The organism is Geodermatophilus telluris, from assembly GCF_900102745.1.
Taxonomy (GTDB): Bacteria; Actinomycetota; Actinomycetes; order Mycobacteriales; family Geodermatophilaceae; genus Geodermatophilus; species Geodermatophilus telluris.
In genome coordinates, this window is the sequence record NZ_FMZF01000003.1 from 99,238 (window position 1) to 123,023 (window position 23,786).

A 23,786-nucleotide genomic window follows, 5' to 3' on the forward strand; every position below is an offset into this window, starting at 1 on the left:
CGTCCCCCGCGGTGGCTCAGCCGAGCAGCCGGACCACGTCGCCGTAGCCGAGCAGCCGCTGGTCCGCGGTCAGCAGGACGGCGCCCTCCGCCACCGCCTGGGCCACCAGCAGCCGGTCGAACGGGTCGCGGTGCACGTCGGGCAGCTGCTCGACCGCGGCGGCGTGCTCGGCGGTGACCGGCAGGTGGTCGAGCGCGAGCTCGCGGGTCACCCGTCGCGTCCAGGTCCGGACGTCGGCGCCCACCGACACCTTCCCGAGCCGCTGCTTGATCGCCAGCTCCCAGAAGCACACCGCCGACGCCAGCCGGCTGTCCGCGTCGGTGAGGAGGCCGGTGTCCGCTCCCAGCCTCTCGGGGGTGGCGGCGGCCCACAGCAGCACGTGGGTGTCGAGGAGGACCCTCACTCCTCTCCCTCGAAGGCGCGCTGCAGGTCCCCGGGGAGGTCGTCGAAGTCGTCGGCGACCCAGACGTTGCCGCGGTCGAACCCGAGGTCCGGCGTCCGCGGGGTCGGACCGACCAGCCGGGCGACCACGCGGCCGCGGTTGGTGATCTCGACCTCCTCACCGGCGGCCACCTGCTCGAGGAGACGTGACAGGTGCGTCTTCGCCTCGTGCACCCCGACCGACACCGTCATGCCACTTAGTCTACTGAGCTGGTCATCTCCTCGGCGCCTCGTCGCGACGCAGGACTCCCGTGGGGGTGGCCGGGGGCTCAGATGGGGGTCGGCGCCCCATGTCCGCGGGCCGGGCCGTCCCTAGCGTCGTCGCCGTGCCCGCCGACGAGGCGGGCCGGCGCTCCAGGAGGAGACATGAGCAAGGCCGTCGTCAGTCTGGCCACCGGTCTGGAGGACCCCGAGAAGGTCACCGTCGCGATGCTCATGGCGGTCGGCGCCGCCGAGACCGGCCGGGAGACCGTGGTGTTCGCCGCCAAGGAGGCGGTGCGCCTCGCCGTGGAGGGCACCGCCGTCGGGACCGCCTGCACCGGCTGCCCACCGCTGGCCTCGCTGCTGGACCGCTTCACCGCCGCGGGCGGGCGCTGGTTCGTCTGCCCCATCTGCTTCGAGGCCAAGCAGCTCGACGCCGGGCAGCTCGTGAAGGGCGCCGAGCTCGCCGGCACCGTCCCGCTGTGGAACTGGATCGGCGACGAGGGCGCCACGACCTTCAGCTACTGAGCAGCCCCAGCTCGCCGGCCCGGCGGACCGCCTCCCGTCGGCCGTCGACCCCGAGCCGGCCGAGGACCGCGGTGACGTGGTGCTCGGCCGTCCGCGGGGAGACCACCAGGCGCGCCGCGATCTCGGCGTTGGTGAGCCCCTCGGCGAGCAGCCGCAGGACCTGCTCCTGGCGGGCGGTCAGCCCGGCCGGGTGCGCGCGGGTGGTGCCGCGGCGGCCGTGCCGGACGGGCAGGCCGAGGGCCCGCATCCGCCGGGCGACCCGCGCGGCCAGCGGCGCGGCGCCGAGCAGGCGGGCGGTCTCCAGCGCCTCGGCCAGCGCGGCGGGGTCGTCGAGGGCGGACAGGCACAGCGCGCGGTCGTAGGACCAGCCGACGGCGCCGAACGCGTCGGCGGCGGCGCGCCAGTCGCCGGCGAGCACCGCCCGGTGCGGGGCCGCGGCCCGGGTGCGCCGCTCGACCGGGCAGCCGGCCACCGCGGCCCAGGCGGTCATCCGCACGCCGCCCCACCCGGCCCAGTCGGTGGCCCGGGCGAGCGCGTCCACCCGGCGGACCCGGGCCACCGGCATCGGCGCCCCGTGCAGCAGCGCGTGCTCCACCTCCAGCTCGAGCACCGGCTCGATGCGCTGCATCTCGGCAGTGGCCCAGGCCTGCGCGGCGACGTCGGCCAGGCGGGTGGCCGCGTCGTCGTCGCCCCGGCGGACGGCGATCTCGGCGAGCACGGTCTTGGCCAGGATCTGGTTCACCGTCACGCCCCGGTCCAGCTGGGCCCGGGCGACCCGCTCGGCGGCCGCCCAGTCCCCCGCGCGCCCCCGCAGCCAGGCGAGCGTGACCTCCGCGTACTCGCCCAGGGCGTCGACCTCGTGCTGCCGGGCGTGGGCCAGCGCCCGCTCCGCCGCGCGCCGTGCCTCCGCGGGACGCACCCACAGCAGCTCCGACCACGCCCAGCAGATGAGCGCGCGCACCGCCTCGTGGGCGTCGCCGGCGGCGTCGGCGGCCGCGAACGCCTGCTCGAGGGTGGCGGTGTCGTCGGGGTCCCGGGTCGCCCGGACCTTGCCGGTGTTGACCAGCGCGTGCGCGTGGGTGGACCGGTCGCCGACCCGCAGCGCCAGGTCCGCCGCCCGGCCCGACCACGCCAGCGCCTCCTCCGAGCGGCCGGCGAGCATCGCGAGCTGCCCGACGACGCTGCACGCCCGGGCCAGCTCGGCGGTCTGCCCCAGCGGCTCGAGCAGCGCGACGGCCGCGCGGGCCTCCCGCTCGGCGGCCGCGCCGTCCCCGGCGTACCAGTGCAGCCGGGAGCGGACCCGCGCGCACCGCCCGAGCCCCTCGCGGTCGCCGGTGTCCCGGTGGGCCGCGGTCGCCGCGTCGACGGCCTCCCGCGCCTCGGGTATCCGCCCGGCCAGGTACGCCGTCCCCGCCAGCTCCTCGTACAGCGCCGCCCGCTGTGCGACGGGCAGCGAGCCGGCCAGCGGCAGCGCCCGCCGGAAGTGGGCCAGCGCCTCCCGGTTCGCCCCGGCCGCCGCCGCGCTGCGGGCCGCCGGCAGCGCGGCCGCGGCGAGGGCCGCGGCATCGCCGGCGGCCTCGGCGTGGTGCACCAGGTCGGCCGGGTCCGCACCGAGCCGCTGCAGGGCGGCGAGCACGGTGGCGTGCAGCCGCCGGCGGTCGGCGGCGGTGAGCCCGTCGGCGACGGCGGTGCGGGCGAGCTCGTGCCGGAAGGCGACCCACCCGCGCTCCACGCGCAGCAGCCCGGCCCGCTCGGGCTCGGCCGCGGCCGCCGCCCACCCGGGCAGGGCCGCGTCGAGCACGTCGGTGCCGGTGCGACCGGGGACGACCGAGACCAGCTCGACCAGCGCCCGGGCGCCGGGTCGCAGGGCGGCCACCCGGCCGGCGACGGCGTCGCGCACCGACGGCGGCACCCCGTCCGCCGCCGCGCCGGCCAGCTCGGTGACGAGGAACGGGTTGCCGCCGGTCAGCGCGTGCACCCGGTCGGCGCGCTCGCCCACGAGCTCGGCCACCGCCGCCCGGGACAGCGGGACGAGCGGCACCCGGGTCACCGAGCGCGGGGGCAGCACGGCCAGCGCCCGGCGCAGCGGCGCCCCGGCGTCGACCTCGCCGTCCCGGTAGGTCAGCACGAGGACGGCGGGCAGGGCGGGCACCCTCCGGCCGACGGTGCGGACGGCGTCCACCGTGGCGTCGTCCGCCCAGTGCACGTCCTCGAGCACCAGCACCGTGGGCGCGGGCCCGGCCAGCTCGGCGAGCAGGTGGTCGTGCACCGCCGGGGCGGCCCGGTCGGCGAGCGCCTCGGCCAGCGGGCCGCCGACGGCGCCGGCGACGTCGCGCAGGGCGCCGAAGGGGCGGGGGGTGGTCAGGTCGTCGCACTGGCCGGTCAGCACCCGGACGCCCGGCAGCCGTCCGGCCAGACCGCCCACGAGCGCGGTCTTGCCGATGCCAGGCTCGCCGGTCACCAGCACGACGCTCCCCCGGCCGCCCGCTGCCGCGCGGGCGGCCGCGGCGAGCAGGGCCAGCGGCTCCTCCCGCTCGAGCAGGCGCACGGGACGGACGCTAGTGACCCGCGGCCCGTCCGGGGACCCCGCGCCGCGCCACCCGTCCGGTCGACGCCGTCGTGTCCGCCCCCTCCCCCGCTGGTTCACTGACCGGCATGGACCTGCCCCTCCTGCCGCCGGTGAAGCCGATGCTGGCGAAGGCCGTCACGCGGCTGCCCACCGACGACGGCCTGTTCTACGAGCCCAAGTGGGACGGGTTCCGCTGCATCGTCTTCCGCGACGGCGACGAGGTGGAGCTGGGCAGCCGCAACGAGCGCCCGCTGACCCGCTACTTCCCGGAGGTCGTCGCCGCGGTCAAGGAGGCGCTGCCCGAGCGCTGCGTCGTCGACGGCGAGATCGTCGTCCCGCAGGGCGACCGGTTGCACTTCGAGTCGCTGCTGCAGCGCATCCACCCCGCGAAGTCGCGGGTCGACCTGCTGGCCGAGCAGACGCCGGCGCACTTCGTCGCCTTCGACCTGCTGGCGCTGGGCGACGAGTCGCTGCTGGAGACGCCCTTCGCCGAGCGGCAGGCCCGGCTGCACGACGCGGTCCGGTCCACCGAGCGGGTGCACGTCACCGCCGTGACCCGCGACGTGGCGACGGCGCAGCGCTGGTTCGAGGAGTTCGAGGGCGCGGGCCTCGACGGCGTCGTCGCCAAGGCCCCCGACCTGCCCTACGGCCCCGACCAGCGGCTGATGGTCAAGGTCAAGCACGTCCGCACCGCCGACTGCGTGGTCGCCGGGTTCCGCTGGCACAAGAGCGGGCCGGTCGTCGGCTCGCTGCTGCTGGGCCTCTACGACGACGGCGGGCTGCAGCACATCGGCGTCGCGGCGTCCTTCCCGATGGCCCGGCGCGCCGAGCTGGTCGAGCAGCTCGCGCCCTACCGCGCCGACGCGCTCGACGGGCACCCGTGGCAGGACTGGGCCAACGCTGAGGTGCAGGAGAACGGCGAGCACCGGATGCCGGGCGCGCAGAGCCGCTGGAACGCGAAGAAGGACCTGTCCTGGGTGCCGCTGCGGCCCGAGCTCGTCGTCGAGGTCAAGTACGACCAGCTGGAGGGGCGGCGGCTGCGGCACACCGGCCAGTTCCTGCGCTGGCGGCCCGACCGCGAGCCGCGCAGCTGCACCTACGACCAGCTCGAGGTGCCGGTCCGCTACGACCTCGCCGAGGTGTTCTCCGGGTGAGAGGCCTGCCACGACGGCGGCACGCGCGGAGCGGGCCTTCTAGCCTCGGGATCATGCGTCTGCGCCGCGGCCTGTTCGCCGCCTCGACCGGACTGCTCCTCGCGGTCACCGGCTGCACCTCCTTCTCCTCCTCCTTCTCCGGGTCGACGTCGTCCTCGGGGTCGTCGTCCGCGGAGAGCGCCCCGGCCGAGGCGGAGGCCGCGCCGATCACCTGGACCGACTGCGACGCCCAGATCACCGAGCTCATCGCCGGGACGCCGGGCAGCGAGCGCGACCTCGCCTTCGAGTGCGGCCGCACCGAGGTGCCCATCGACCACGACGAGCCCGAGGGCGACGCGCTGCCGCTGTTCCTGGTCCGCGCGAAGCTGGCCGGCCAGACCGACCGGATCGGGTCGCTGCTGGTGAACCCGGGTGGGCCCGGCAGCTCGGGCGCCGACGCCGCGCTGAGCCTGGCGCTGTCGCTGCCCGAGGACGTGCTGCGCCGCTTCGACCTGGTCGGCTTCGACCCGCGCGGGGTGGGCCTGTCGACGCCGGTCGAGTGCATCCCCGACGAGCTCAAGGACCGCTCGCTGGCCACCGAGCCGCGGCCGACGACGCAGGAGCAGATGGACGAGGTGCTGGCGCTGACCGACGAGGTCGCCGCCGGCTGCGAGGACGAGTACGGCGAGGCGCTGGGCACCTTCAACACCGTCGACACCGCCCGCGACATGGACCTGCTGCGCGAGTCGCTCGGCGACGAGCAGCTGACCTACCTCGGCTACTCCTACGGCACCACCCTGGGCTCGACCTACGCCGAGCTCTTCCCCGACCGGGTGCGCGCGCTGGTGCTCGACGCCGCGGTCGACCCCGACAGCGACGAGCAGGCCGACGCCGAGGCCTCGGCCGCGGGCCTGGAGGCCGGCTTCGACGCCTTCGCGGCCAACTGCACCGGCCTGGTCTCCGGCTGCCCCCTCGGCGGCGACCCGCGGCGCTTCGTCGAGGACCTGCTCGCCGCGACCGCCGCGAACCCGATCGCCAGCAGCGTCCCGGGCGAGACCCGGACCGCGACGCCGGGCGTCGTGCTGACCGCCGTGCTGTCGGCGATGTACGACCCGGGCTCGTGGCCGCAGCTGTCCCAGGGCCTGGCCGCGGCCAGCACCGGCGACGCCGCCGGCCTGTTCTCCCTCGCCGACGCCTACAACGGCCGGCTCGACGACGGCACCTACACGAACCTGCAGGACGCCAACCTGGCGATCAACTGCGCCGACCTGCCCGAGGACGAGGCGTTCTCCGAGGAGCAGGTGCTGCAGCTGGCGCAGGACTGGGGGCAGCGCTACCCGCTGTTCGGGGCCGGCGCGGCCGCCGGCCTCTACACGTGCGGCGCGTGGGACGCCCCGCGCACCCCGCTGCCGGAGCGGGACGCCGACGGCAGCGCGCCGGTGCTCGTCGTCGGCAACCAGGGAGACCCGGTGACGCCGCTGCCCGGCGCCGTCGACCTGGCCGAGGACCTCGACGCCGGCGTGCTGCTGACCTGGCAGGGCCAGGGGCACACCGCCTACCCCAAGACGCCGTGCGTCACCGACGCGGTCAACGCCTACCTGATCGACCTGGTGGTGCCGCAGGACGGGCTGACCTGCCCCGCCGCCTGATCCCCTGCCCCCCTGACCCCCTCCCGACCCGCCGTGCCCGAGACGAGGAGCCCATGGCCAGCAGCAAGGACGCCGTCGTCCTGACCGTCGACGGGCACGAGGTGCGGGTCTCCAACCCGGAGAAGCCGTACTTCGCCGAGCGCGGCATCCGCAAGATCGACGTCGTCGAGTACTTCCTCGCCGTCGGCGAGGGGATCCTGTTCGCGCTGCGGGACCGGCCGACGACGCTCGAGCGCTGGCCCGGCGGGGTGTTCGAGGGGGCCCGGCTGTCGACGCGGGTGGACAACACCGGCGACGCCTTCTACCAGAAGCGGGTGCCCAAGAACGCGCCCGAGTGGGTGCCGACGGCGCACATCACCTTCCCCAGCGGGCGGACCGCGGACGAGATCGCGCCGGACTCGGTCGCGGTGGTCGCCTGGTGCGCCAACCTCGGCACGCTGACGTTCCACCCGTGGCCGGTGGACAAGACCGACGTCGAGTCGCCGAACCAGATCCGCATCGACCTCGACCCGCAGCCGGGCACCGACTTCTCCGACGCCGTGTGGGTGGCGCCGCACGTGCGCGAGCTGCTGCACGAGCTCGGCATGGAGGGCTGGCCGAAGACCTCCGGCGGGCGCGGCGTGCACGTGTACGTGCCGATCCAGCCGCGGTGGACCTTCACCGACGTGCGGCGGGGGGTGATCGCGTTCGGCCGCGAGCTGGAACGGCGCCTGCCCGACCGCGTGACGATGTCGTGGTGGAAGGAGGAGCGCGGCGAGAAGATCTTCATCGACTACAACCAGATGGCCCGGGACCGCACGATCGCCAGCGCCTACTCCATCCGGCCCAAGCCGCACGCCCCGGTGTCCGCGCCGCTGGACTGGGACGAGCTGCCCGACGTCCACCCCACCGACTTCACCGTGCTCACCATGCCGGAGCGGTTCCGGGCGGTCGGTGACAAGCACGCCGGGCTCGCCGGGCACGCCTTCTCCATCGAGCCGCTGCTCGAGCTCGCCGAGCGCCAGGCCGCCGACCAGGGGCTGGGCGACCTGCCCTATCCCCCCGACTACCCGAAGATGCCGGGCGAGCCGATGCGGGTCCAGCCGAGCCGGGCCAGGCACTCGGCCGGGGCGGACGGCTGAGCTGGTCCCTGGCGGTGCTCCTTGAGCATCGCCCGTAGGCTGACCAGGATCCAGGCCATGACGACGCAGTCGCTGGCGGCGGTCAAGGCGCACTTCAGCCAGGTGATCGACGAGGTCGCCGGCACGCACGAGCGCGTCACCGTCACCAGGAACGGCAGCCCGGTCGCGGTCATCCTCGCCGTCGAGGACTACGAGTCCCTGATGGAGACCCTGGAGATCCTCTCCGATCCCCGAGCGCGCTCGCAGATCAGGCAGGCCGAGGAAGCGATGGCCGCCGGCGAGGTCCACGGTGAGGCCGAGGTGCGGGCCGCACTCGCGGCCCGCCGGCGGTGACCGGTCCTCCTCGGTACACCGTCGTCCTCTCCGCAGCGGCCGAGCGGGCCATCGAGCGCGACCGCCCCGAGCCGGTGGCCGTCGCGGTCGTCGACTTCCTCTACGGGCCGCTGGCCGCGGACCCGCACCGCGTCGGGAAGCCGCTGCGCTTCGAACTCGAGGGCTACTGGTCCGCCCGACGAGGCCAGTACCGCGTCGTCTACTCGATCCACGACGACGAGGTCCTCGTCAGGGTCGTGCGCATCTCGCACCGCGCCGACGTCCACGGCTGACCGCCCCTCCGTGCCGGTCCGGACGCGACAACTCGCCCGATGACCCACCCGCTCACGCTCGACGCCGACCTGCGGTTCTGCCGCTCTGAACAGCGCTCTCGTGGTTCGCTCCCCGACGATGCCGGGCGCGCCGATGCGGGCGAAACCCAGCCGCGCCCGGCGCCCGGCCGGCGAGGACGCCTGATCCGGGCGCTCGCACCGGGGTGGTCACCGACCGGCGAGCCTCCGCTCGACCACCGCGACCTGCTCGGGAGAGCCGATCAGCTCCCCGATGGCGTCCTGCTCGGCCTGGAGGCCCTCCGCGAGACCGACCCGCCCGGCGATGTCCACGAGCCGCTTGACGTGGCGTGTCGCCCGGCGGCTGTGCCCGGCGATCTCACCGGCCAGCGCGAGTGCCGCGGCGAGCGGATCGGCGGCCTGCCGGGTCGCCAGCCCGAGCGCCACGGCCTCCTCCCCGCTCACCTCGCGGCCGGTGAGCGCCAGCTCCTTGGCCACGTCCCGGCCCACCAGCTCGGGCAGGACCTGCGTGCCGGTCATGTCCGGGACGAGCCCCCAGAGGATCTCCCGCACCGACAGCCGCGCGTCCGGGGCGACGATCCGGATGTCGGCGCCCAGGGCGATCTGCAGCCCACCGCCGAAGGCGACCCCGTGGACCGCCGCCACGACCGGCGCCGGCACCAGCGACCACACGTGCGCGGCCTGCTGCCCGCGGGTCCGTGCCGCGCCCACCTGCGCCCGCGGGGCGTCGACGCGCGGCCCCTGCCGGTCGCGCATGGCGGCGAACTCGGCGAAGTCGAGGCCGGCGCAGAACGCCCGCCCCTCGCCGCTGAGCACCACGGCACCGACGTCCTCGCGGTGCACCAGTTCCGAGCCCGCGGCGACCAGGGCCTCGAACATCGCCGAGTCCAGGGCGTTGAGCTTCTCCGGGCGGTCCAGCCGGACGTGGGCGAGCCCGTCGGTCACGTCCCAGCTCACCCGCCGCTGTCCGTCGTCCATGGACCTCTCCTCCCCTTGTGGCGGCCCCTGCCGCACGCGACCCGTCCCGGGTCCCCCGAGGGTGCCCGGCGGCCGCTGGTCGACAGGACGGTCAGATCGAGATGCCGACGAGCTTGGTGTCGAGGTACTCGTCGATCCCCTCGTACCCGCCCTCGCGTCCCAGGCCGCTGGCCTTGACCCCGCCGAAGGGCGCGGCGGCGGAGGTGGGGTTGATGTCGTTGACCCCGACCATCCCGAACCGCAGCTTCTCGGTCACCCGGATCGCCGTCGACAGGTCGTTGGTGTAGACGTACGCGGCCAGGCCGTACTCGGTGTCGTTGGCCCGGGCGACGACCTCGTCCTCGTCGTCGAACGGCGTCACCGCGGCGATCGGCCCGAAGGTCTCCTCGCGGGAGACGAGCATCTCCGGCGTCACGTCCGCCAGCAGCGTCGGCGCGAAGAACGTCGTGCCGGCCAGCCCCTCGACCTGCACCCGCTCCCCTCCGGCCACGACCCGGGCGCCCCGGGTGCGGGCGTCGTCGACCTGCGCCTCCATCTTCGCCACGGCCCGGTCGTCGATCAGCGGACCGATGGAGATCCCCTCCTGGTCCCCCCGACCGACGCGCAGGGCCGCGATGCGCTGCTCGAGGGTGGCGACGAAGGTGTCGTAGAGGGAGCGGTGCACGTAGATGCGGTTCGGGCTGATGCAGGCCTGGCCGGTGTTGAGGAACTTGACCAGCGCCGCTCCCTTGGCCGCGCGGACCGGGTCCGCGTCCCCGAAGACGAGGAACGGCGCGTGGCCGCCCAGCTCCACCGAGACGCGCTTGAGCGTGGCGGCGGCCTTGGCCGCCAGCACCTTCCCGACCGCGGTGGAGCCGGTGAAGGTCAGCTTCCGGACCACCGGGGAGTCCAGCAGCGCGTCGCCGACCTCGGCGGCGCGCGTGGTGGTGACCATGTTGACCACGCCGGCGGGCAGCCCGGCGTCGGCGAGCAGCTGCACCGTCGCCACCGCGCACAGCGGGGTCTGGTCGGCGGGCTTGAGCACCGAGGTGCAGCCGGCCGCGATGGCCGGCGCCAGCTTGCGGGTCAGCATCGAGATCGGGTAGTTCCACGGGGTGATCGCCGCGACCACGCCCACGGGCTGGCGCATCGTCACGAACCGCTGGTCGGCCCGCGCCGAGGGGATCGTGACGCCGCCGATGCGCTTGGCCTCCTCGGCGAACCACGCCAGGAAGTCCGCGGCGTAGGCCACCTCGTTCATCGACGCCTTGAGCGGCTTGCCCTGCTCGCGGGTCATCAGCGCGGCCAGCTCGCGCCGGCGCTCGCGCATCAGCGCGTCCGCCCTCGCGAGGACGGCCGCGCGCTGGTACGCGGTCGTGCCCGACCAGGCCGGCAGCGCGCGGGCGGCCGCCTCGATCGCCGCCTCGGCGTCGACCCGGCCCCCGTCGGCGGCCTCCCCGATGACCTCACCCGTGGCCGGGTCGGTGACGGCGAAGGTGGCCCGCGCGTCGGCGGCACACCACTGCCCGCCGGTGTAGATGGTGTGTCCGCGTTCGGCGGTCATGGCGTCGTCCTCACTGGGTCGCGGTCGGGCCGGTCGGTCGGGGGGACGGGAGCACCACGGCCCCGCCGGCGCTCCACGTTGCCAGGAGTCCGACGACGCGGGGCGACCCCGGTCCCCCCGGCGACACCTCAGGGGCGGCCCGGGATCGGCGGCGGCGGCGTCACCAGGTCGCCGGGCACCGCCGACAGCACGCGGTCGACGTAGTCCCGCACCGCGGCCGGCATCCCGACGTCCCGGCCGGCCGCCTCGGACAGGAACCACCGGTGCTCGAGGATCTCGTGGAACACCTCGGCGGCGTCCAGCCGGCTGCGCAGGTGCGCGGGGACGGCGGCGATCGCCGGCTCGTAGCTCTCCGTCAGCCAGCGGATGGCGGCCGCCGTCTCGGAGACCGGGCCGCCCGCCGCCTGTTCGAGGCCGGCCCGGTAGCGCGCGATGTCGGCGAGGAGTCGGCGGGCCTGCTTCTCCTGCACGTCCAGCCCGGTCCGGGTGAACAGCGCCCGCCGGGAGTCGCCGGGTTCGGCGACGCGGGTGGTGAGGCGCAGCCGGCTGCCGCCGGCCGGGTCCTCGACGAGCTCCACCTCGTCGACGTCGAACCCCAGGTCCTGCAGTCTGCGGATGCGCTCGGCGACGCGGAGCTGCTGCTCCTCGCGTGGCATGACCTCCTCGCTGGTCAGCTCGGCCCACAGCCGCTCGTACCGCGCCACGAGGTCGGCCGCCGCGAGGGTCGGGTCGAGGTCCTCGGCCAGGGAGCCGCTCGCCCGCAGGTCCGTCAGCTCGCCGACGACCCGCGCGTAGGCGACGTCCGTGTCGTGGTCCCGCTGGCCCTGGGTGAGCCGCTGGTGCACCTCCCCCGTCTCGGCGTCGACGAGGTAGGCGGCCAGCGTCCCGGCGTCGAACCGGAACAGGGTGTTGGCCAGCGAGCAGTCGCCCCACACGACGCCGGCCAGGTGCAGCCGGACCAGCAGCTCGACCTGCGCGTTCATCACCCGGTCGACCAGGTGCGCACCCCGCGGGTTCGCGAACAGCGCGAGGAAGGACGACGAGTAGTCCAGGAAGCGGGTGACCAGCACCGCCTGCTGGTCACCGGGCCGGTCGACGACGGCGCCGACCACCTCGACCGCCGGGATGCCGAGCTCGTGCAGCCGGCGCAGCACCTCGTACTCGCGGCGGGCGGACGGCTCGGGCAGCTCCTTGAGCGCGAACACGCCGCCGGCCTCGGCCACGAACCGGACGACGTGGCGCGAGCGCCCGTGCTGCGGGATCTCGACGATCCGGTCGTCGGTCCACTGCGCGAGCGGCAGGTCCCACGGCAGGGTCAGCAGGTCGGCCGCCGCCTCGGCGGGAGGGCTGAACACGAAGCGCACCCGCACCTCCGGTCCTCGGACCCGGTTCCCCCGCGAGGCTAGCGCGTGGCGGTGCCGCGCCCCCTCGGCGAGGACGTCCACCGAGGGGACGGGGTCCTACGACCGCAGACACGTCCCGTCCGGCGCCCTACGGTCCCTCCGTCGGACAGCGGAGCGCAGTTCGCGGAGGCAGAGCGATGACCGACGACGACACCCGCACCGTCATGGAGGCCTACCTGGGGGCGTTGCTCGGGAACGCGGACTTCGAGCGGTTCCTCGCCCCGGACGTCGTGTGGACGACCATGGAGACCGGTCAGGAGACCCACGGGCGGCACGCGGTCCGGGACCTGATCACCAGTCTGCACACCCAGGTCTTCGACGCCCGTCCGGAGCTCGTGAGCCTGGTCTGCGGCGACGGGACCGCGACGATCGAGGCGGTCTTCGACGGCAGGCAGACCGGCGAGTTCGCCGGCGTACCGGCCCGCGGAGCGCACGTCCGCATCCCGTACGCCGTGTGCTACGACGTGGCCGACGGGCTCATCACCGCACTCCGGGCGTACTTCCCGATGGCGGCCCTCCGTGACCGGCTCGCCGGAGGCGACCGGCCGGTGAGCGCGATCCCCACCACCTGAGCGCCGCACGCGGCCGGGGTCGGCACGGTGTCCGGAGGCGCCCCGTGACCACCGCAGGGGTGCGTGACGGCCACGAGACCGGGCAGGGACCTTCGCCCGTGGGGGTGCACCTCCGGGAGCGCTACGGTCGGCCCGTGCCCGGACCCGCGACCTCGTTCGTCCGCCCCCGGCTGCCGAGCAGCCGTGCGGGCGCCGAGGTCTGCCGGTAGTCCGATCACGGAGCCGTCGGCCGGGGGGTCGAACCACCACCCACCGACACCCCGAGGGGGACTCCGTGACCACCCTGCTCTCCGCCCGCGACCTGCACGCCGCGCTCGAGCTGCGCGACCTGTCCGACCCGGCCGACGGCCCGCACGCCATGCAGCTGCTGCTCGAGGAGCTGCTCACCGCGCTGACCGGCGCGTGGCCGTGCACGCTCGAGCTCCAGCGGCGGCGGCCGCTGGTGAGCGTCGAGGACAACTACGACCGCCTCGGCTACGCCGCCGAGGACGTCACCCGGGACGCCCGCTACAGCCGGTACGCCGCCGAGACCGTCATGCTGCGCAGCCACACCAGTGCCGGCGTCCCGCCCGCCCTGCGCGCGCTCGCGGCCACCGCCACCGCCACCGCCACCGCCGGGGCCGACGTCCTGCTGGCGCTGCCCGGCCTGTGCCACCGGCGGGACGGCATCGACCGCCTGCACGTGGGCACCCCGCACCAGGTCGACCTGTGGCGCATCCGCTCCGGCCCCGCCACGGGCCCGCTGGACGAGGACGACCTGCAGCAGATGGTCGAGCTCCTCGTGGGCGTCGTCCTCCCCGGCGCGCTGTGGCGCACCCAGCCCGCCCGGCACCCCTACACCCGCAGCGGCCGGCAGGTCGACGTCCACACGGCCAGAGGCTGGGTCGAGCTGGCCGAGTGCGGGCTGGCCGCCGAGCACGTCCTCGCCGGCGCCGGCCTGGACCCCGGGCGCTGGAGCGGGCTGGCGCTGGGGCTGGGCCTGGACCGGGCGCTCATGCTGCGCAAGGGCATCGACGACATCCGCCTGCTGCGCTCCGCCGAGCCGCGCATCGCCGCGCAGCTGTGCGACCTGCGCCCGTGGCGGCCGGTGTCGTCCCAGCCGCCCGTGCGCCGGGACCTCTCGGTCGTCGTCGACACCCCCGTCGACGACGAGCTGCTCGGCGACACGGTCCGTGCCGCGCTCGGACCCGCGGCCGACGACCTGGAGTCGGTGCACGTCGTGACCAGCACCGGCTGGGCCGACCTGCCACCGGCCGCCCGCGACCGGCTGGGTCTGCGCCCCGACCAGGTCAACGTGCTGCTGCGCCTGGTGCTGCGCCCGCTGTCGGGCACCCTGACCGACCGGCGGGCCAACGAGCTCCGCGACGAGGTGTACGCCGCCGTGCACCGGGGCCGGCACCGGGAGTGGGCCGCCCGGTGAGCGGCCCGTTCCTCCGGAGCGACCCCGCGGCCCACCCGTGCCCGCGTCCGGCCGGGGGTCACCCCCCGCCCGGGCCGCCCCCTGCCGGCACCGGGGCCGCCACCGCCGGCCGCCGGTCCAGGGCGACGACCAGGGCGGGGAACAGCAGCACGGTCAGCACGCCGGCACCGACCAGCGCGGCGGCGTTCTCCGGCAGCATCGTGCCGCTGCGCACGCCGATCTCGGCCAGCGCCACCAGCACCGGCAGCGCCGTCGCGCTGACCAGCGCGGTCTGCACCCGCTGCCGCGCCGGGAGCACCCGGCGGTAGACCAGCAGGGCGGGGCCGCCCCGGACCGCGAGCATGAGCACGAGGAACAGCAGCAGCCGCAGCGGGGTGTCGGCGATCGAGGCCAGGTCGAGCGCCATGCCGGAGGAGACGAAGAAGACGGGGACGAAGAAGCCGTAGCCGACCGCGTCGAGCTTGGCCTCCAGCTGCGGCGCGGCGGCGCCGACCCACTGCCGCAGGACGACGCCGGCGAGGAAGGCGCCGAGCACCGCGTCGAGGTGGAACCGGTCGGTGACGGCGATGAGCGCGACCAGCAGCAGCACCGTGGCGCGCAGGGTGGTCTGCCCGGTGTCGTCCTGACCCGCCCGCACAACTGCGGCCAGCCGGCCGCCCTCCCGGACACCGCGGCGCAGCAGGCCGAGGACCACGGACAGGACGGCGACGGCGCCCAGCGAGGCGAGCGCGGCCAGCCGGCCCTGGCTGCCCAGGAACACCGCGATGGCGAGGACGGGGAAGAGCTCCCCCACGCCGCCGGTGGCCAGCAGGTACCGGCCGAGCCGGCCTCCGAGCAGGCCCTTCTCCCGCAGCACGGGCAGCAGGGTGCCGAGCGCGGTGGTGGTCAGCCCGAGCGCCACCGGCAGGAAGGCCCGGACCACGCCCGTGGCGGCCAGGACCCCCACCACCCCCAGCGCCAGCCCCACCGAGACCGACCACGCCAGCACCGCCCGCCGGCCGGCGTCCTCGCGGAAGAGGCGGGGGTCCAGCTCGTAGCCGGCGAGCAGGAAGACGAAGCCGAGCCCCACGTCGGCGAGCACCCGCACGTCCGCCGCCGTCCCGAGGTCGAGGACGTGCGGGCCGAGCACCATCCCGCCGGCGAGGAGCAGCACCACCTGGGGCACCAGCAGGCGCGGGAACAGCCCGACGACGACGGCCGCCAGCAGCGAGACGGCAGCGACGGCGGCCAGGGTGTCGATCGACACGACGTCGTCCACCCGGATCTCCCCTCGCCCGGCGCGCAGCGATCCTCGCCGGTCCCGCAGCGCGGTGGAAGGCACGCGTGCGCGACCCCACGGCGACCGCAGCGACGGCACACGCGCGGTTCGATCTCCCCTGTGGGTGCGACGCCGCGGCCTCGACGGACCGGGTCAGCGGCGCGCCCGCTCCGGCGGCAGCTCCGCCCGGGAGCAGCCGAGCACGTGCACGCCGAACGGCGCGTCGGCGGGCGCGGTCACGAGGCCACCTCCACCACGGCCTCCTCGGGCACCAGCACTCCCCACAGCGCCCGGGCGAGCGCGTCGTTCTGCCGGAAGAAGGGGGCGTTGGTGCCCGGCCGGGCGAAGGCGGCGACCTGGGCGCCGGAGGTCCAGTAGCCGGCGGCGAACAGTCGCGGGTGCGGCGTGCCCGCGGCGTCCACCACGCGCTGCGCGGCGTCGACGTGCAGCCGGCCCCCACGACCCCGGCCGGCCGCCTCCCCCCGCTGCAGCAGGCCGCCGACCAGCGGGTCCGGCGTGACCGCGACGTCGGGCGCCGGCAGCCGCGCCTCGACCAGGGCGCGGGCCTCGGTGACGCCGTCGACGGTCGCCGAACGGGCGCGGAACAGGCCGGTGGCGCCGTCGAGGTCGATCTGCACGTCGCCGCCGAGGAACCGGACGACGCCGGCCTCCGACAGCGCGAGCAGCTCCTCGAGCCGCGGCGCCGGCGGCCCGCTGGCCAGGTAGCTGAACAGGTTCATCCACCAGCCGGCGACGTCCTCGGCCTCCGAGCGCGGGGTGAGCCGGCCGGTGGCGGCGAGCGCGACCACCGTGCCGTGGCAGTGCAGCAGCGCGGTGAAGACCGCGGCGTCCGGGCTGTGCGCCGGGTCGGCGGCGCGGGCGAGGTCGGCGCGGACGTGGGCCCGCAGCCACGCCTGCAGCTCCCCGGCGTCGGCGAACCGACGGCCGGCCAGCGGGCGGTCGCGTCCGGCCAGGTCGAAGTGGTCGGCGGGGTCGGGGACGGCCTGCTCGGCCAGCGCGTCCACGCCGTCCGGGTCGGCGAGGAAGCGCTCGGCGAACCCGTCCCACGCCATCCGGGTCCGCTCCGGGTGGGCACGGAACAGCTCGGTGTAGTGCGCCCACGCGAGCTCGCGGGCGAGAACCGGGGCGAGGTCCGCGCGCAGGTCCAGCCGGCCGGGGCCGAGGGCCTCCTCGATCGCCGTCGGGGTGAAGAAGCGCAGCGGGACGGGCGGGCCCGGCCAGACGTAGCCGAGCTTGGAGCGGTAGGGCACGCCCCGGCGGGACCCGACGTGCAGCACCGGCTCCCGCCCGGAGGCCCGGTAGCGCAGCCGGCCGTCGTCGCCGCGCTCGAACTCCCCGCCCCGCCCGCTGGTGAGCAACACGACGAGGTCGACGAACGCCAGCCCGGCGCCGCGCACGAGCACGTCCTCGCCGGGCCGCAGCGCCGACAGGTCGAGGTCGGCGGTGTAGCCCGGGGGCACGTAGCTGAGCCCGCGGGCCGCGGCCCACCGCTCGGTGGCGCGCTCGGCGGTGGACGGCCGCGCGTCGAGGTGGCCCTGGGCCAGCAGGACGGCGTCGACGGCGAGCACCCGGCCGTCGGCGAGCACGACGTCGGCGCCGTCGGACCGGGGTCGCACGTCGACCGCCCGCTGCCGGTGGCGGTGCACCCGCACCTCCGGCTCGCCGGCGGCCACCACCTGCTCCAGCACCCAGCCGAGGTAGGCGTTGACCAGCGGCCGGGACGGGAAGGACGTCGGGGTCAGCCGCCGCGCCTCGGCGCCGACCGGGTCGTCCCCGGGCAGCCCGCGGCCGACCTGCTCGACCCACTGCCACAGCGTCGTCCCCTCCCCGACCGGCCCGTCGACGACGACCGAGCGGTCGGGCAGCACGGTGACGTCGGCGACCAGGGAGTTGGCCCACAGCAGGCGCGGCTGCTCGGCCCGCCAGACGCGGCCGCCACCGGGCGGGTGCGGGTCGACCAGGTGGACCTCGAGAGGCCGGCCGTCGCGCAGCTCGGCGGCGTTGGCGACCAGGCGCTCGAGCACGCCGACGGCGGTCGGGCCGGCGCCGACCACGCACAGGACGGCGGGGCGGGGGGACGGGAGGGGCATGGGGGGAGCTCCGGGCCGGGGGACGTCGCGGACGGGACGGCGGTCAGCGAGCCGGGCACAGGGCGCTGCTGGTGCGGCGCAGGTCGATGTGCCGGCGTCGCGACAGGGCCGGTCGGCGCACGCGTCCCCTCCCCTCCTCAGCCGGGACCAACAGCCGGCCGGCGCCCGGGCTTCCCGCGGTCACCGCGGGCCTCCGCACGCGGCAGCCCGGGCCGGCGCGGACGGGCCGGCGAGCGGGCGCGGGTCGTCGGCCGGCTGCCAGCGGCCGTCCCGGCGCGCGTAGGCCACCTGCGGGCCGGTGGCGAGGTGGGCGGCGAGGGCGGCGAGCAGCCGGTCGACGTCGGCCGCGGTGGTGCCCACGCCCACGCTGGCCCGCAGCGCGCCCTCCGGCACGCCCAGCCGGGCGAGCAGCGGGTGCGCGCAGAACCGGCCGTCGCGGACGCCGATGCCGTGCTCGGCGGACAGGAACGCGGCCACCAGTCCGGGGTCGGCGCCGTCGACGGTGAAGGAGACGACCCCGGTCGGCTCCGCCGAGTCGGCCCAGATCCGCAGCACGCGCACACCCGGCAGCGCGGCCAGGCCGTCGACCAGCCGCGCGCGCAGCGCCCGCTCGTGCCGCTCGAGGGCACCGGCCGGGAGCGCCGCCAGCGCGGCGCACGCCTCGGCCAGCGCCACCGCACCCAGCACGTTCGGCGAGCCGCCCTCGTGCCGGTGCGGCGCGGGTGCCCACACCACGTCGTCGACGGCGACCTCGGTCACCGCCCCGCCGCCGGCCAGGTGCGCGGGGGCGGCGTCGAGCCAGTCGCGGCGGCCGACCAGCGCGCCGGCGCCGAAGGGGGCGTAGAGCTTGTGCCCGGAGAAGGCCACCCAGTCCGCGGCGGTGGCGGCGAGGGAGAACCGGCGGTGCGGCACCAGCTGGGCGCCGTCGACGGCGACCCGGGTGCCGGCCGCGTGCGCCAGGGCCACGACCTCCGCGAGCGGCAGCGCCTCGCCGGTCACGTTGGACGCCCCGGTGACCGCCAGCAGCGCGTACCGCCCGCGGGACAGCGCGTCGGCCAGCGCGCGCAGGGTGGCGGTGACGGTGGCCCGCACCGGCAGCACGGTGGCCGGGCCGCGCCGCTGCCAGGGCAGCAGGTCGGCGTGGTGCTCGCCGTCGAGGACCAGCACGGAGGCACCGGCCGGCACCGCGCCGGCGAGCAGGTTGAGCGCGTCGGTGGTGTTCCGGGTGAGGACGCAGACGTCGTCCGCGCGGGCGCCGACGAAGCCGGCCACCGCCTCGCGGGCCGACTCGTACAGCGCGGTGGAGACCTGCGAGAGGTACCCGGCGCCGCGGTGGACGCTGGCGTAGAGCGGCAGCACCTCGGCGACCCGGTCGGCGACGGCGGCCAGCGCCCGGGTGCTGGCGGCGGAGTCCAGGTCGGCGTAGCGCACGCTGGCACCGGTCACGAGCGGGACGGTGGTGTCGGCGCCGACCAGCGGCAGCAGCGGGGACTCCCCCGCGGGGGCGACCGGACGGTCGAGGACGGCGGTGGGCACGCGGCACTCCTGGTGGGCCGGGGACCCGGGGAGCGGGTCCGCGCTTGCGGACTGCCGGGCGGCAGCCGCCTGGTCGTCACCCGGGGCACCCCGTCGCGGAGGAGGGTTGCCGGCCAGCGAGCCGGGGCTTCGCGCTGGCACTCTTGACCGAGGTCGAGCCTGCCAACCGGGATACATACCCGTCAAACCCGATCGGGATGGTGTAGTTCACTGTGCGGCATGGGCACGATCGCCGTCGTCGGCAACCCCAGGCCCCGTTCCCGCACCCGCGCCGCGGCCGAGCTGGTGGTCGAGCGGCTCACCGGCGCCCCGCCGGACGTCGTGGTCGACGTGGTCGACCTCGGCCCGGGGCTGCTCGGCCGGGGCGACCCCGCGGTCGGCGCGGCCGTCGAGGCGCTGACGGCGGCCGACGTCGCCGTCGTCGCCAGCCCCACCTACAAGGCCACCTACACCGGCCTGCTCAAGCTGTTCCTCGACCAGGTCGGCACCGGCGACCTGGCCGGCGTGGTCGCCGTGCCGCTCATGCTCGGCGGCGGGCCGACCCACGCCCTGGCGCCGGAGCTGCTGCTCAAGCCCGTGCTGGTCGAGCTCGGCGCGACCGCGCCCACCCGCGGGCTGTACCTGGTCGAGAAGAGCTGGGACGACCCGGCGGCGCTGGACCCGTGGCTGGCCACCGCCGCGCCGCAGGTGGCCGCGGCGCGGCGGCGCTGAGGTCCCGCGGGACCGTCAGGGCAGTGGCGCCAGGCCCAGGTGCTCGCGCAGGGTCGTCCCCTCGTACTCGGTGCGGTGCACGCCGCGCTCCTGCAGCAGCGGGACGACGCTGTCGACGAAGGGGTCCAGCCCGCCGGGCACCAGGTGCGGCACGAGGATGAAGCCGTCGCTGGCGTCGGACTGCACGAGGTCGTCGATCTCCGCGGCCACCGTGTGCGGGCTGCCGACGAACGACTGCCGGCTCTGCACCTCGGTCATCAGCTCCCGGATGGAGTAGCCCTTCTGCGCAGCGAGCTCGCGCCACTGCCGCGCGGTGGCCAGCGGGTCGCGGTACGTGCGCACCTGCGCCCGGCCCTGGGCCACGTGGGTCTCCCCCACCAGCGGGTCGACGTCGGGCAGCGGCCCGTCGGGGTCGTAGCCGGACAGGTCGCGGTTCCACACCTGCTCGAGGAACCGCAGCGCCGTCTGCCCGGACACCTGCTGGCGGCGGATCTCGTGGGCCAGCTCCGCGGCCTCGGCGTCGGTGTCGCCGACGACGAACGTGGCCGCCGGCAGGATGAGCAACTGGTCGGGCGTGCGCCCGTACCTCCCCAGCCGGCCCTTGACGTCGCGGTAGAAGGCCTGGCCGGCCTCCTTCGTGCCGTGCCGGCTGAAGATCGCGTCGGCCGACGACGCGGCGAACTCCCGCCCCTCCTCCGAGTCGCCCGCCTGGAAGACCACGGGCCGGTCCTGGGGGCTGCGCGGCACGGAGAACTGCCCGGCGATGTCGAAGTGCGCGTCGGTGTGCGCGAACGCGCCGGGGTGCGGGTCGCGCAGGAAGACGCCGGCCTCCTGGTCGGCCACGACCTCGTCGCCGCGCCAGGAGTCGAACAGCTCCCACGTCGTCTGCAGGAACGTGCGGGCCCGCTCGTAGCGCTGGTCCTGCGGCAGGAAGCCGCCCCGGCGGAAGTTCTCGCCGGTGAAGGCGTCCCACGAGGTGACGACGTTCCAGGCGGCCCGGCCGCCGGTGAGGTGGTCGAGGCTGGCGAACTGGCGGGCCACCTCGAATGGCTCGTTGAACGTCGAGTTGATCGTCCCGGTCAGCCCGAGCCGCTCGGTGACCGCGCCCAGCGCGGCCAGCACGGTGAAGGTGTCCGGCCGGCCGACGACGTCGAGGTCGTAGATGGCCCCGTTCTGCTCCCGCAGCCGCAGCCCCTCGGCGAGGAAGAGGAAGTCGAACCTCCCCCGCTCGGCGGTCTGCGCGAAGTGGACGAACGAGCCGAAGTCGATCTGACTGCCCGACGCCGGGTCGCTCCACACGGTGGTGTTGTTGACGCCCGGGAAGTGCGCGGCGAGGTGCACCTGCTTGGTCATGTCCGGTCCTCTCAGGCGGCGGCGTAGCGGTTGGCCGGGCGCGGCAGGCCGAGCAGCCCGCGCAGGGTGCCCGCCTCGTACCCGGTGCGGAACACGCCGCGGCGCTGCAGCTCGGGCACCAGGCCGCGGGTGACCGCGGTGAGGTCGTGCGGCAGGGCGCCGGGGCGCAGCCGGAAGCCGGTGAGCCCGGCGGCGGCCCACTCCTGCAGCAGGTCGGCCAGGCCCGCGGGCGTGCCGGTGAAGACGTGCGCGTCGCTGCGGAACTCCGCGCCCGCGCGCTCGTCGAGGCGGTCCCGGCGGGCGCGGGCGGCGGCCGCGTCGTCGTCGAGGAAGACGACGACGTCGCCGAACACGTGCACCGGCTCCCCGGCGCGGCCGGCGGCCTCCTGCGCCTGCCGCACCTCCGCGACGATCGCGCGGGCGTCGCCGGCGTCGCGCGGGGTGACGAAGCCGAGGTCGGCGGACGAGGCGACCAGCTCGTAGGGGATGCGCTGGTGCGCCAGCGCCGCGACCGGCGGCTGGCCCTGCGGTGGGCGGGGGGTGATCGAGGGGCCCTTGACCGAGAAGGAGCGGCCCTGGAAGTCGACGTAGTGCAGCTTGTCGCGGTCGACGAACCGGCCGGTGGCGACGTCGCGGATCTCCGCGTCGTCCTCCCAGCTGTCCCAGAGCCGGCGGACCACCTCGACCCAGTCGGCGGCCTCGTCGAACGCGTCGCGCAGCACCCGCTGCACCGCCGGGTCGTCGCGGTCGACGCGGGTCAGCTCGGGGAACTCCCGCCGGCCGACCAGCCGGGCCTCGTGCTGCGCCAGCGACACCCGCACCTGCACGCCGGCGCGCCCGCCGCTGACGAAGTCGAGGGTGGCGATCGCCTTGGACAGGTGGAACGGCTCGGTGTGGGTGACCAGGGCGGTCGGCACCAGGCCGACGGTGCGGGTGAGCGGCGCGACGCGGGCGGCCACGAGGACGGCGTCGAGCCGGCCGCGCACCCGGTCGGTGCGGTCGTCGGGCCGGAACCGGTCGTCGGACTGCAGCGCGAAGGAGTCCTCCAGGGTGACCAGGTCGAGCAGGCCGGCCTCGGCCTCGCGGACCAGGTCGGTCCAGTAGCCGGCGGTGAACAGCTCCGCCGGGCGGGCGTCGGGCTCGCGCCAGGCGGCCGGGTGCCAGCCGGCGCCGTCCAGGGCGACGGCCAGGTGCAGGGGGTCAGGCACGGGAGGTCTCCTCCAGCCGCTCGTCGGCGCAGGGCAGGTCGGTCGCCCGGGTGGGCTCCAGGGTGACCGAGCCGCCGGGGCCCGGCACGCCCGGGGACGGCGACCGGTCGGGGGCGGTGGGGGCGGCCCGCCCCGGCACCAGGCGGGGCGGGAGGACCGACCAGCGGGACGGCGGCCTGGTCGTCACCCGGGGCACCCCGTCCCAGCGGAGGGTTGCCGGTCAGCGAGCCGGGGCTCGCCGCTGACGCTCAGGACCCGGCCCACGACCCAGGACGGCGGCCGCCATCCCGTCAGTTCCGATCGACTTGGTGGGGATGAGAGGCGGCGCACACTCCCCCGCCGCCGTCGGGACGGTCCGGTGGCCGTGGCCGCAACCCTGGACCGCGCCGGGGCGGCACACGAGACTGGCCGGGCACCGGAACCTCCAGGAGGCGCGCGTGGAACTCGGCATCGACCTCGGCACGACGACGACGGTCGTGAGCGACGCCCGCCGCGGCGTCCTGTTCGAGGGACCCACCGTGATGCTGGTGCGGCGCGGGGCCGGCCGCCGGGACCGGGTCCTCGCCGTCGGCACCGAGGCCGCCGACCTCCTCGGCCGCGCCCCGTCCCGGTTCACCCCGGTGCGGCCCCTCGACGACGGCGTCGTCACCGACCTGGAGACCGCGCGCGTCTACCTGCGGGCGGTCCTGCACGCGGCCGGGCAGCGCCCGTGGCGGCTGCCGGTCCGCGCCGTCGTCACGGTGCCCGTCGGCTCCTCCGCGCTGGAGACCCGGGCGCTGCTCGAGGCCGCCGAGGAGGCGGGCATCCGCCCGGTGACCGCGCTCGACGCGCCGATCGCCGGTGCGGTGGGCTGCGGTGTCGACCCGATGGAGCGGCGCGTGCACCTGGTGGTCGACGTCGGCGGCGGGACCGCGGAGGCGGTCGCGTTCTGCTACGGCGGGGTCCTCGCCTCCCGCACCGGCCGGACCGGCGGGGAGGAGATGACGCTGGCCGTCGCGCGCTGGCTGCGCGAGGAGCACCAGCTGCACGTGGGCGACCTGGAGGTGGAGGCGCTCAAGGTCCGGTTCGGCTCCGACGGCGACGGGCCGCTGGTGGTGCAGGGCCGCGACGGCGTCGTCGGCCGCCCGCGGCTGGCCACGGTGCGGGCCGCCGAGGTGGCCGAGGCGGTCCGCCCGGTCACCGACCAGGTGGTCCGGACGCTCGCCCCCGTCCTGGACGACCTCCCCCCGCAGGCCCTCTCCGACGTGATGGCCGAGGGCGTGCTGGTGTTCGGCGGGGGCTCGCTGGTCCCGGGCCTCCCCCAGGAGCTGGAGCGCGCGCTGGGCCTGCCGGTGACGACGGCCGCGGAGCCGCTCACCTGCGTGGCCCAGGGCGCCGCCCGGGCGCTGCGCAACCGGCCGCTGCTGGCCGCCTACGGCCGCCGCTGAC

The 23,786-nt window shown here is 76.4% G+C and carries 23 protein-coding genes and 2 riboswitches; of the genes, 10 read left to right on the forward strand and 13 right to left on the reverse strand.

Going from position 1 to position 23,786, the window contains the following annotated elements; all coding sequences use genetic code 11:
* Window positions 1-16 precede the first annotated feature (16 nt).
* Complete coding sequence (locus BLQ97_RS10945) at window positions 17-403, reverse strand: type II toxin-antitoxin system VapC family toxin (protein ID WP_091365922.1); 387 nt, start codon at window positions 401-403, stop codon at window positions 17-19.
* Complete coding sequence (locus BLQ97_RS10950) at window positions 400-633, reverse strand: type II toxin-antitoxin system Phd/YefM family antitoxin (RefSeq protein WP_091365923.1); 234 nt, start codon at window positions 631-633, stop codon at window positions 400-402. Before BLQ97_RS10950 ends, BLQ97_RS10945 begins: the two co-directional genes overlap by 4 nt.
* Window positions 634-807: 174 nt before the next feature.
* Here BLQ97_RS10950 and BLQ97_RS10955 point away from each other — a divergent pair, with 174 nt between their 5' ends.
* On the forward strand, window positions 808-1,170 hold the full coding sequence (locus tag BLQ97_RS10955; protein ID WP_091365924.1) for a DsrE family protein: 363 nt from the start codon (window positions 808-810) through the stop codon (window positions 1,168-1,170).
* On the opposite strand, the gene BLQ97_RS10960 is transcribed toward BLQ97_RS10955, so the two are convergent.
* Window positions 1,160-3,718 (reverse strand): ATP-binding protein, encoded by a 2,559-nt coding sequence (locus BLQ97_RS10960; protein WP_175471684.1) that lies wholly within the window; start codon window positions 3,716-3,718, stop codon window positions 1,160-1,162. The two genes, BLQ97_RS10955 and BLQ97_RS10960, sit on opposite strands and share 11 nt — an antisense overlap.
* Window positions 3,719-3,825: 107 nt before the next feature.
* Here BLQ97_RS10960 and BLQ97_RS10965 point away from each other — a divergent pair, with 107 nt between their 5' ends.
* Genes BLQ97_RS10965 through BLQ97_RS10985 form a run of 5 tightly spaced genes read left to right on the forward strand, consistent with a single transcriptional unit; the run spans window position 3,826 to window position 8,247 of the window.
* The gene (locus BLQ97_RS10965) at window positions 3,826-4,893 is read left to right on the forward strand and encodes an ATP-dependent DNA ligase (RefSeq protein WP_091365926.1); all 1,068 of its coding nucleotides are present in this window, start codon (window positions 3,826-3,828) and stop codon (window positions 4,891-4,893) included.
* Window positions 4,894-4,946: 53 nt separating this feature from the next.
* On the forward strand, window positions 4,947-6,521 hold the full coding sequence (locus BLQ97_RS10970; RefSeq protein ID WP_091365927.1) for an alpha/beta hydrolase: 1,575 nt from the start codon (window positions 4,947-4,949) through the stop codon (window positions 6,519-6,521).
* 53 nt (window positions 6,522-6,574) lie between these two features.
* Window positions 6,575-7,642 carry a DNA polymerase domain-containing protein gene (locus tag BLQ97_RS10975; protein WP_091365928.1) on the forward strand — a complete coding sequence of 356 codons (1,068 nt, stop codon included), beginning with the start codon at window positions 6,575-6,577 and terminating at the stop codon, window positions 7,640-7,642.
* Between the two features lie 57 nt (window positions 7,643-7,699).
* Window positions 7,700-7,975, forward strand: a complete 276-nt coding sequence (locus BLQ97_RS10980) for a type II toxin-antitoxin system Phd/YefM family antitoxin (protein ID WP_091365929.1) — start codon at window positions 7,700-7,702, stop codon at window positions 7,973-7,975.
* A complete protein-coding gene (locus BLQ97_RS10985) occupies window positions 7,972-8,247 on the forward strand; it encodes a type II toxin-antitoxin system RelE family toxin (protein WP_091365930.1) in 276 nt (91 codons plus the stop codon). The genes BLQ97_RS10980 and BLQ97_RS10985 overlap by 4 nt, the downstream gene beginning before the upstream one ends.
* Before the next feature lie 207 nt (window positions 8,248-8,454).
* On the opposite strand, the gene BLQ97_RS10990 is transcribed toward BLQ97_RS10985, so the two are convergent.
* From BLQ97_RS10990 to BLQ97_RS11000, 3 genes are all read right to left on the reverse strand, one after another.
* Complete coding sequence (locus tag BLQ97_RS10990; RefSeq protein WP_091365931.1) at window positions 8,455-9,243, reverse strand: crotonase/enoyl-CoA hydratase family protein; 789 nt, start codon at window positions 9,241-9,243, stop codon at window positions 8,455-8,457.
* A gap of 91 nt (window positions 9,244-9,334) precedes the next feature.
* Window positions 9,335-10,786: an NAD-dependent succinate-semialdehyde dehydrogenase gene (locus BLQ97_RS10995; RefSeq protein WP_091365932.1), complete on the reverse strand. Its 1,452-nt coding sequence runs from the start codon at window positions 10,784-10,786 to the stop codon at window positions 9,335-9,337.
* Window positions 10,787-10,914: 128 nt separating this feature from the next.
* Window positions 10,915-12,150 (reverse strand): DUF4032 domain-containing protein, encoded by a 1,236-nt coding sequence (locus BLQ97_RS11000; RefSeq protein ID WP_091366387.1) that lies wholly within the window; start codon window positions 12,148-12,150, stop codon window positions 10,915-10,917.
* A gap of 176 nt (window positions 12,151-12,326) precedes the next feature.
* On the opposite strand from BLQ97_RS11000, the gene BLQ97_RS11005 reads away from it, so the two are divergent.
* Complete coding sequence (locus BLQ97_RS11005) at window positions 12,327-12,761, forward strand: ester cyclase (RefSeq protein ID WP_091365933.1); 435 nt, start codon at window positions 12,327-12,329, stop codon at window positions 12,759-12,761.
* A 274-nt stretch (window positions 12,762-13,035) separates the two neighbouring features.
* Window positions 13,036-14,181, forward strand: coding sequence for a PheS-related mystery ligase SrmL (gene srmL, locus BLQ97_RS11010; protein WP_091365934.1), 1,146 nt, complete (start codon window positions 13,036-13,038; stop codon window positions 14,179-14,181).
* A 58-nt stretch (window positions 14,182-14,239) separates the two neighbouring features.
* Here the strand turns inward: srmL and BLQ97_RS11015 are convergent, their stop codons facing one another.
* The 4 genes from BLQ97_RS11015 to BLQ97_RS11025 all read right to left on the reverse strand — a co-directional run bounded on the left by BLQ97_RS11015 (window position 14,240) and on the right by BLQ97_RS11025 (window position 19,086).
* Complete coding sequence (locus tag BLQ97_RS11015) at window positions 14,240-15,439, reverse strand: cation:proton antiporter (RefSeq protein WP_091365935.1); 1,200 nt, start codon at window positions 15,437-15,439, stop codon at window positions 14,240-14,242.
* Between the two features lie 236 nt (window positions 15,440-15,675).
* On the reverse strand, window positions 15,676-17,550 hold the full coding sequence (locus tag BLQ97_RS11020) for an FAD/NAD(P)-binding protein (protein WP_091365936.1): 1,875 nt from the start codon (window positions 17,548-17,550) through the stop codon (window positions 15,676-15,678).
* 43 nt (window positions 17,551-17,593) lie between these two features.
* Complete coding sequence (locus BLQ97_RS24405; RefSeq protein WP_425402613.1) at window positions 17,594-17,749, reverse strand: putative leader peptide; 156 nt, start codon at window positions 17,747-17,749, stop codon at window positions 17,594-17,596.
* The gene (locus BLQ97_RS11025; protein WP_091365937.1) at window positions 17,731-19,086 is read right to left on the reverse strand and encodes an aminotransferase class V-fold PLP-dependent enzyme; all 1,356 of its coding nucleotides are present in this window, start codon (window positions 19,084-19,086) and stop codon (window positions 17,731-17,733) included. The genes BLQ97_RS24405 and BLQ97_RS11025 overlap by 19 nt, the downstream gene beginning before the upstream one ends.
* 35 nt (window positions 19,087-19,121) lie before the next feature.
* Window positions 19,122-19,235, reverse strand: a riboswitch (SAM riboswitch).
* Window positions 19,236-19,305: 70 nt separating this feature from the next.
* Between BLQ97_RS11025 and BLQ97_RS11030 the strand changes: the two genes are divergently transcribed.
* Window positions 19,306-19,797 carry an NADPH-dependent FMN reductase gene (locus BLQ97_RS11030; RefSeq protein ID WP_091365938.1) on the forward strand — a complete coding sequence of 164 codons (492 nt, stop codon included), beginning with the start codon at window positions 19,306-19,308 and terminating at the stop codon, window positions 19,795-19,797.
* 15 nt (window positions 19,798-19,812) lie between these two features.
* Here the strand turns inward: BLQ97_RS11030 and BLQ97_RS11035 are convergent, their stop codons facing one another.
* The 3 genes from BLQ97_RS11035 to BLQ97_RS22895 form a co-directional block, all read right to left on the reverse strand.
* Window positions 19,813-21,150: an NtaA/DmoA family FMN-dependent monooxygenase gene (locus BLQ97_RS11035; protein ID WP_091365939.1), complete on the reverse strand. Its 1,338-nt coding sequence runs from the start codon at window positions 21,148-21,150 to the stop codon at window positions 19,813-19,815.
* Between the two features lie 11 nt (window positions 21,151-21,161).
* The gene (locus tag BLQ97_RS11040) at window positions 21,162-22,358 is read right to left on the reverse strand and encodes an LLM class flavin-dependent oxidoreductase (protein WP_091365940.1); all 1,197 of its coding nucleotides are present in this window, start codon (window positions 22,356-22,358) and stop codon (window positions 21,162-21,164) included.
* Entirely contained in the window at window positions 22,351-22,545 is a 195-nt protein-coding gene (locus tag BLQ97_RS22895; RefSeq protein WP_139173581.1) for a hypothetical protein, read from the reverse strand. Before BLQ97_RS22895 ends, BLQ97_RS11040 begins: the two co-directional genes overlap by 8 nt.
* Window positions 22,537-22,614: riboswitch (SAM riboswitch) on the reverse strand. Its footprint overlaps the gene before it by 9 nt.
* A gap of 181 nt (window positions 22,615-22,795) precedes the next feature.
* On the opposite strand from BLQ97_RS22895, the gene BLQ97_RS11045 reads away from it, so the two are divergent.
* The gene (locus BLQ97_RS11045; protein WP_217637149.1) at window positions 22,796-23,785 is read left to right on the forward strand and encodes a rod shape-determining protein; all 990 of its coding nucleotides are present in this window, start codon (window positions 22,796-22,798) and stop codon (window positions 23,783-23,785) included.
* Window position 23,786: the final 1 nt, after the last annotated feature.

What these genes read in the sequence shown, in the direction of transcription:
- BLQ97_RS10950 (WP_091365923.1), bottom strand. Translation starts at nt 633, where the DNA reads ATGACGGTGTCGGTCGGGGTGCACGAGGCGAAGACGCACCTGTCACGT.
- BLQ97_RS10955 (WP_091365924.1), top strand. Translation starts at nt 808, where the DNA reads ATGAGCAAGGCCGTCGTCAGTCTGGCCACCGGTCTGGAGGACCCCGAG.
- BLQ97_RS10965 (WP_091365926.1), top strand. Translation starts at nt 3,826, where the DNA reads ATGGACCTGCCCCTCCTGCCGCCGGTGAAGCCGATGCTGGCGAAGGCC.
- BLQ97_RS10970 (WP_091365927.1), top strand. Translation starts at nt 4,947, where the DNA reads ATGCGTCTGCGCCGCGGCCTGTTCGCCGCCTCGACCGGACTGCTCCTC.
- BLQ97_RS10975 (WP_091365928.1), top strand. Translation starts at nt 6,575, where the DNA reads ATGGCCAGCAGCAAGGACGCCGTCGTCCTGACCGTCGACGGGCACGAG.
- BLQ97_RS10980 (WP_091365929.1), top strand. Translation starts at nt 7,700, where the DNA reads ATGACGACGCAGTCGCTGGCGGCGGTCAAGGCGCACTTCAGCCAGGTG.
- BLQ97_RS10990 (WP_091365931.1), bottom strand. Translation starts at nt 9,243, where the DNA reads ATGGACGACGGACAGCGGCGGGTGAGCTGGGACGTGACCGACGGGCTC.
- BLQ97_RS10995 (WP_091365932.1), bottom strand. Translation starts at nt 10,786, where the DNA reads ATGACCGCCGAACGCGGACACACCATCTACACCGGCGGGCAGTGGTGT.
- BLQ97_RS11005 (WP_091365933.1), top strand. Translation starts at nt 12,327, where the DNA reads ATGACCGACGACGACACCCGCACCGTCATGGAGGCCTACCTGGGGGCG.
- BLQ97_RS11020 (WP_091365936.1), bottom strand. Translation starts at nt 17,550, where the DNA reads ATGCCCCTCCCGTCCCCCCGCCCCGCCGTCCTGTGCGTGGTCGGCGCC.
- BLQ97_RS11030 (WP_091365938.1), top strand. Translation starts at nt 19,306, where the DNA reads ATGGGCACGATCGCCGTCGTCGGCAACCCCAGGCCCCGTTCCCGCACC.
- BLQ97_RS11035 (WP_091365939.1), bottom strand. Translation starts at nt 21,150, where the DNA reads ATGACCAAGCAGGTGCACCTCGCCGCGCACTTCCCGGGCGTCAACAAC.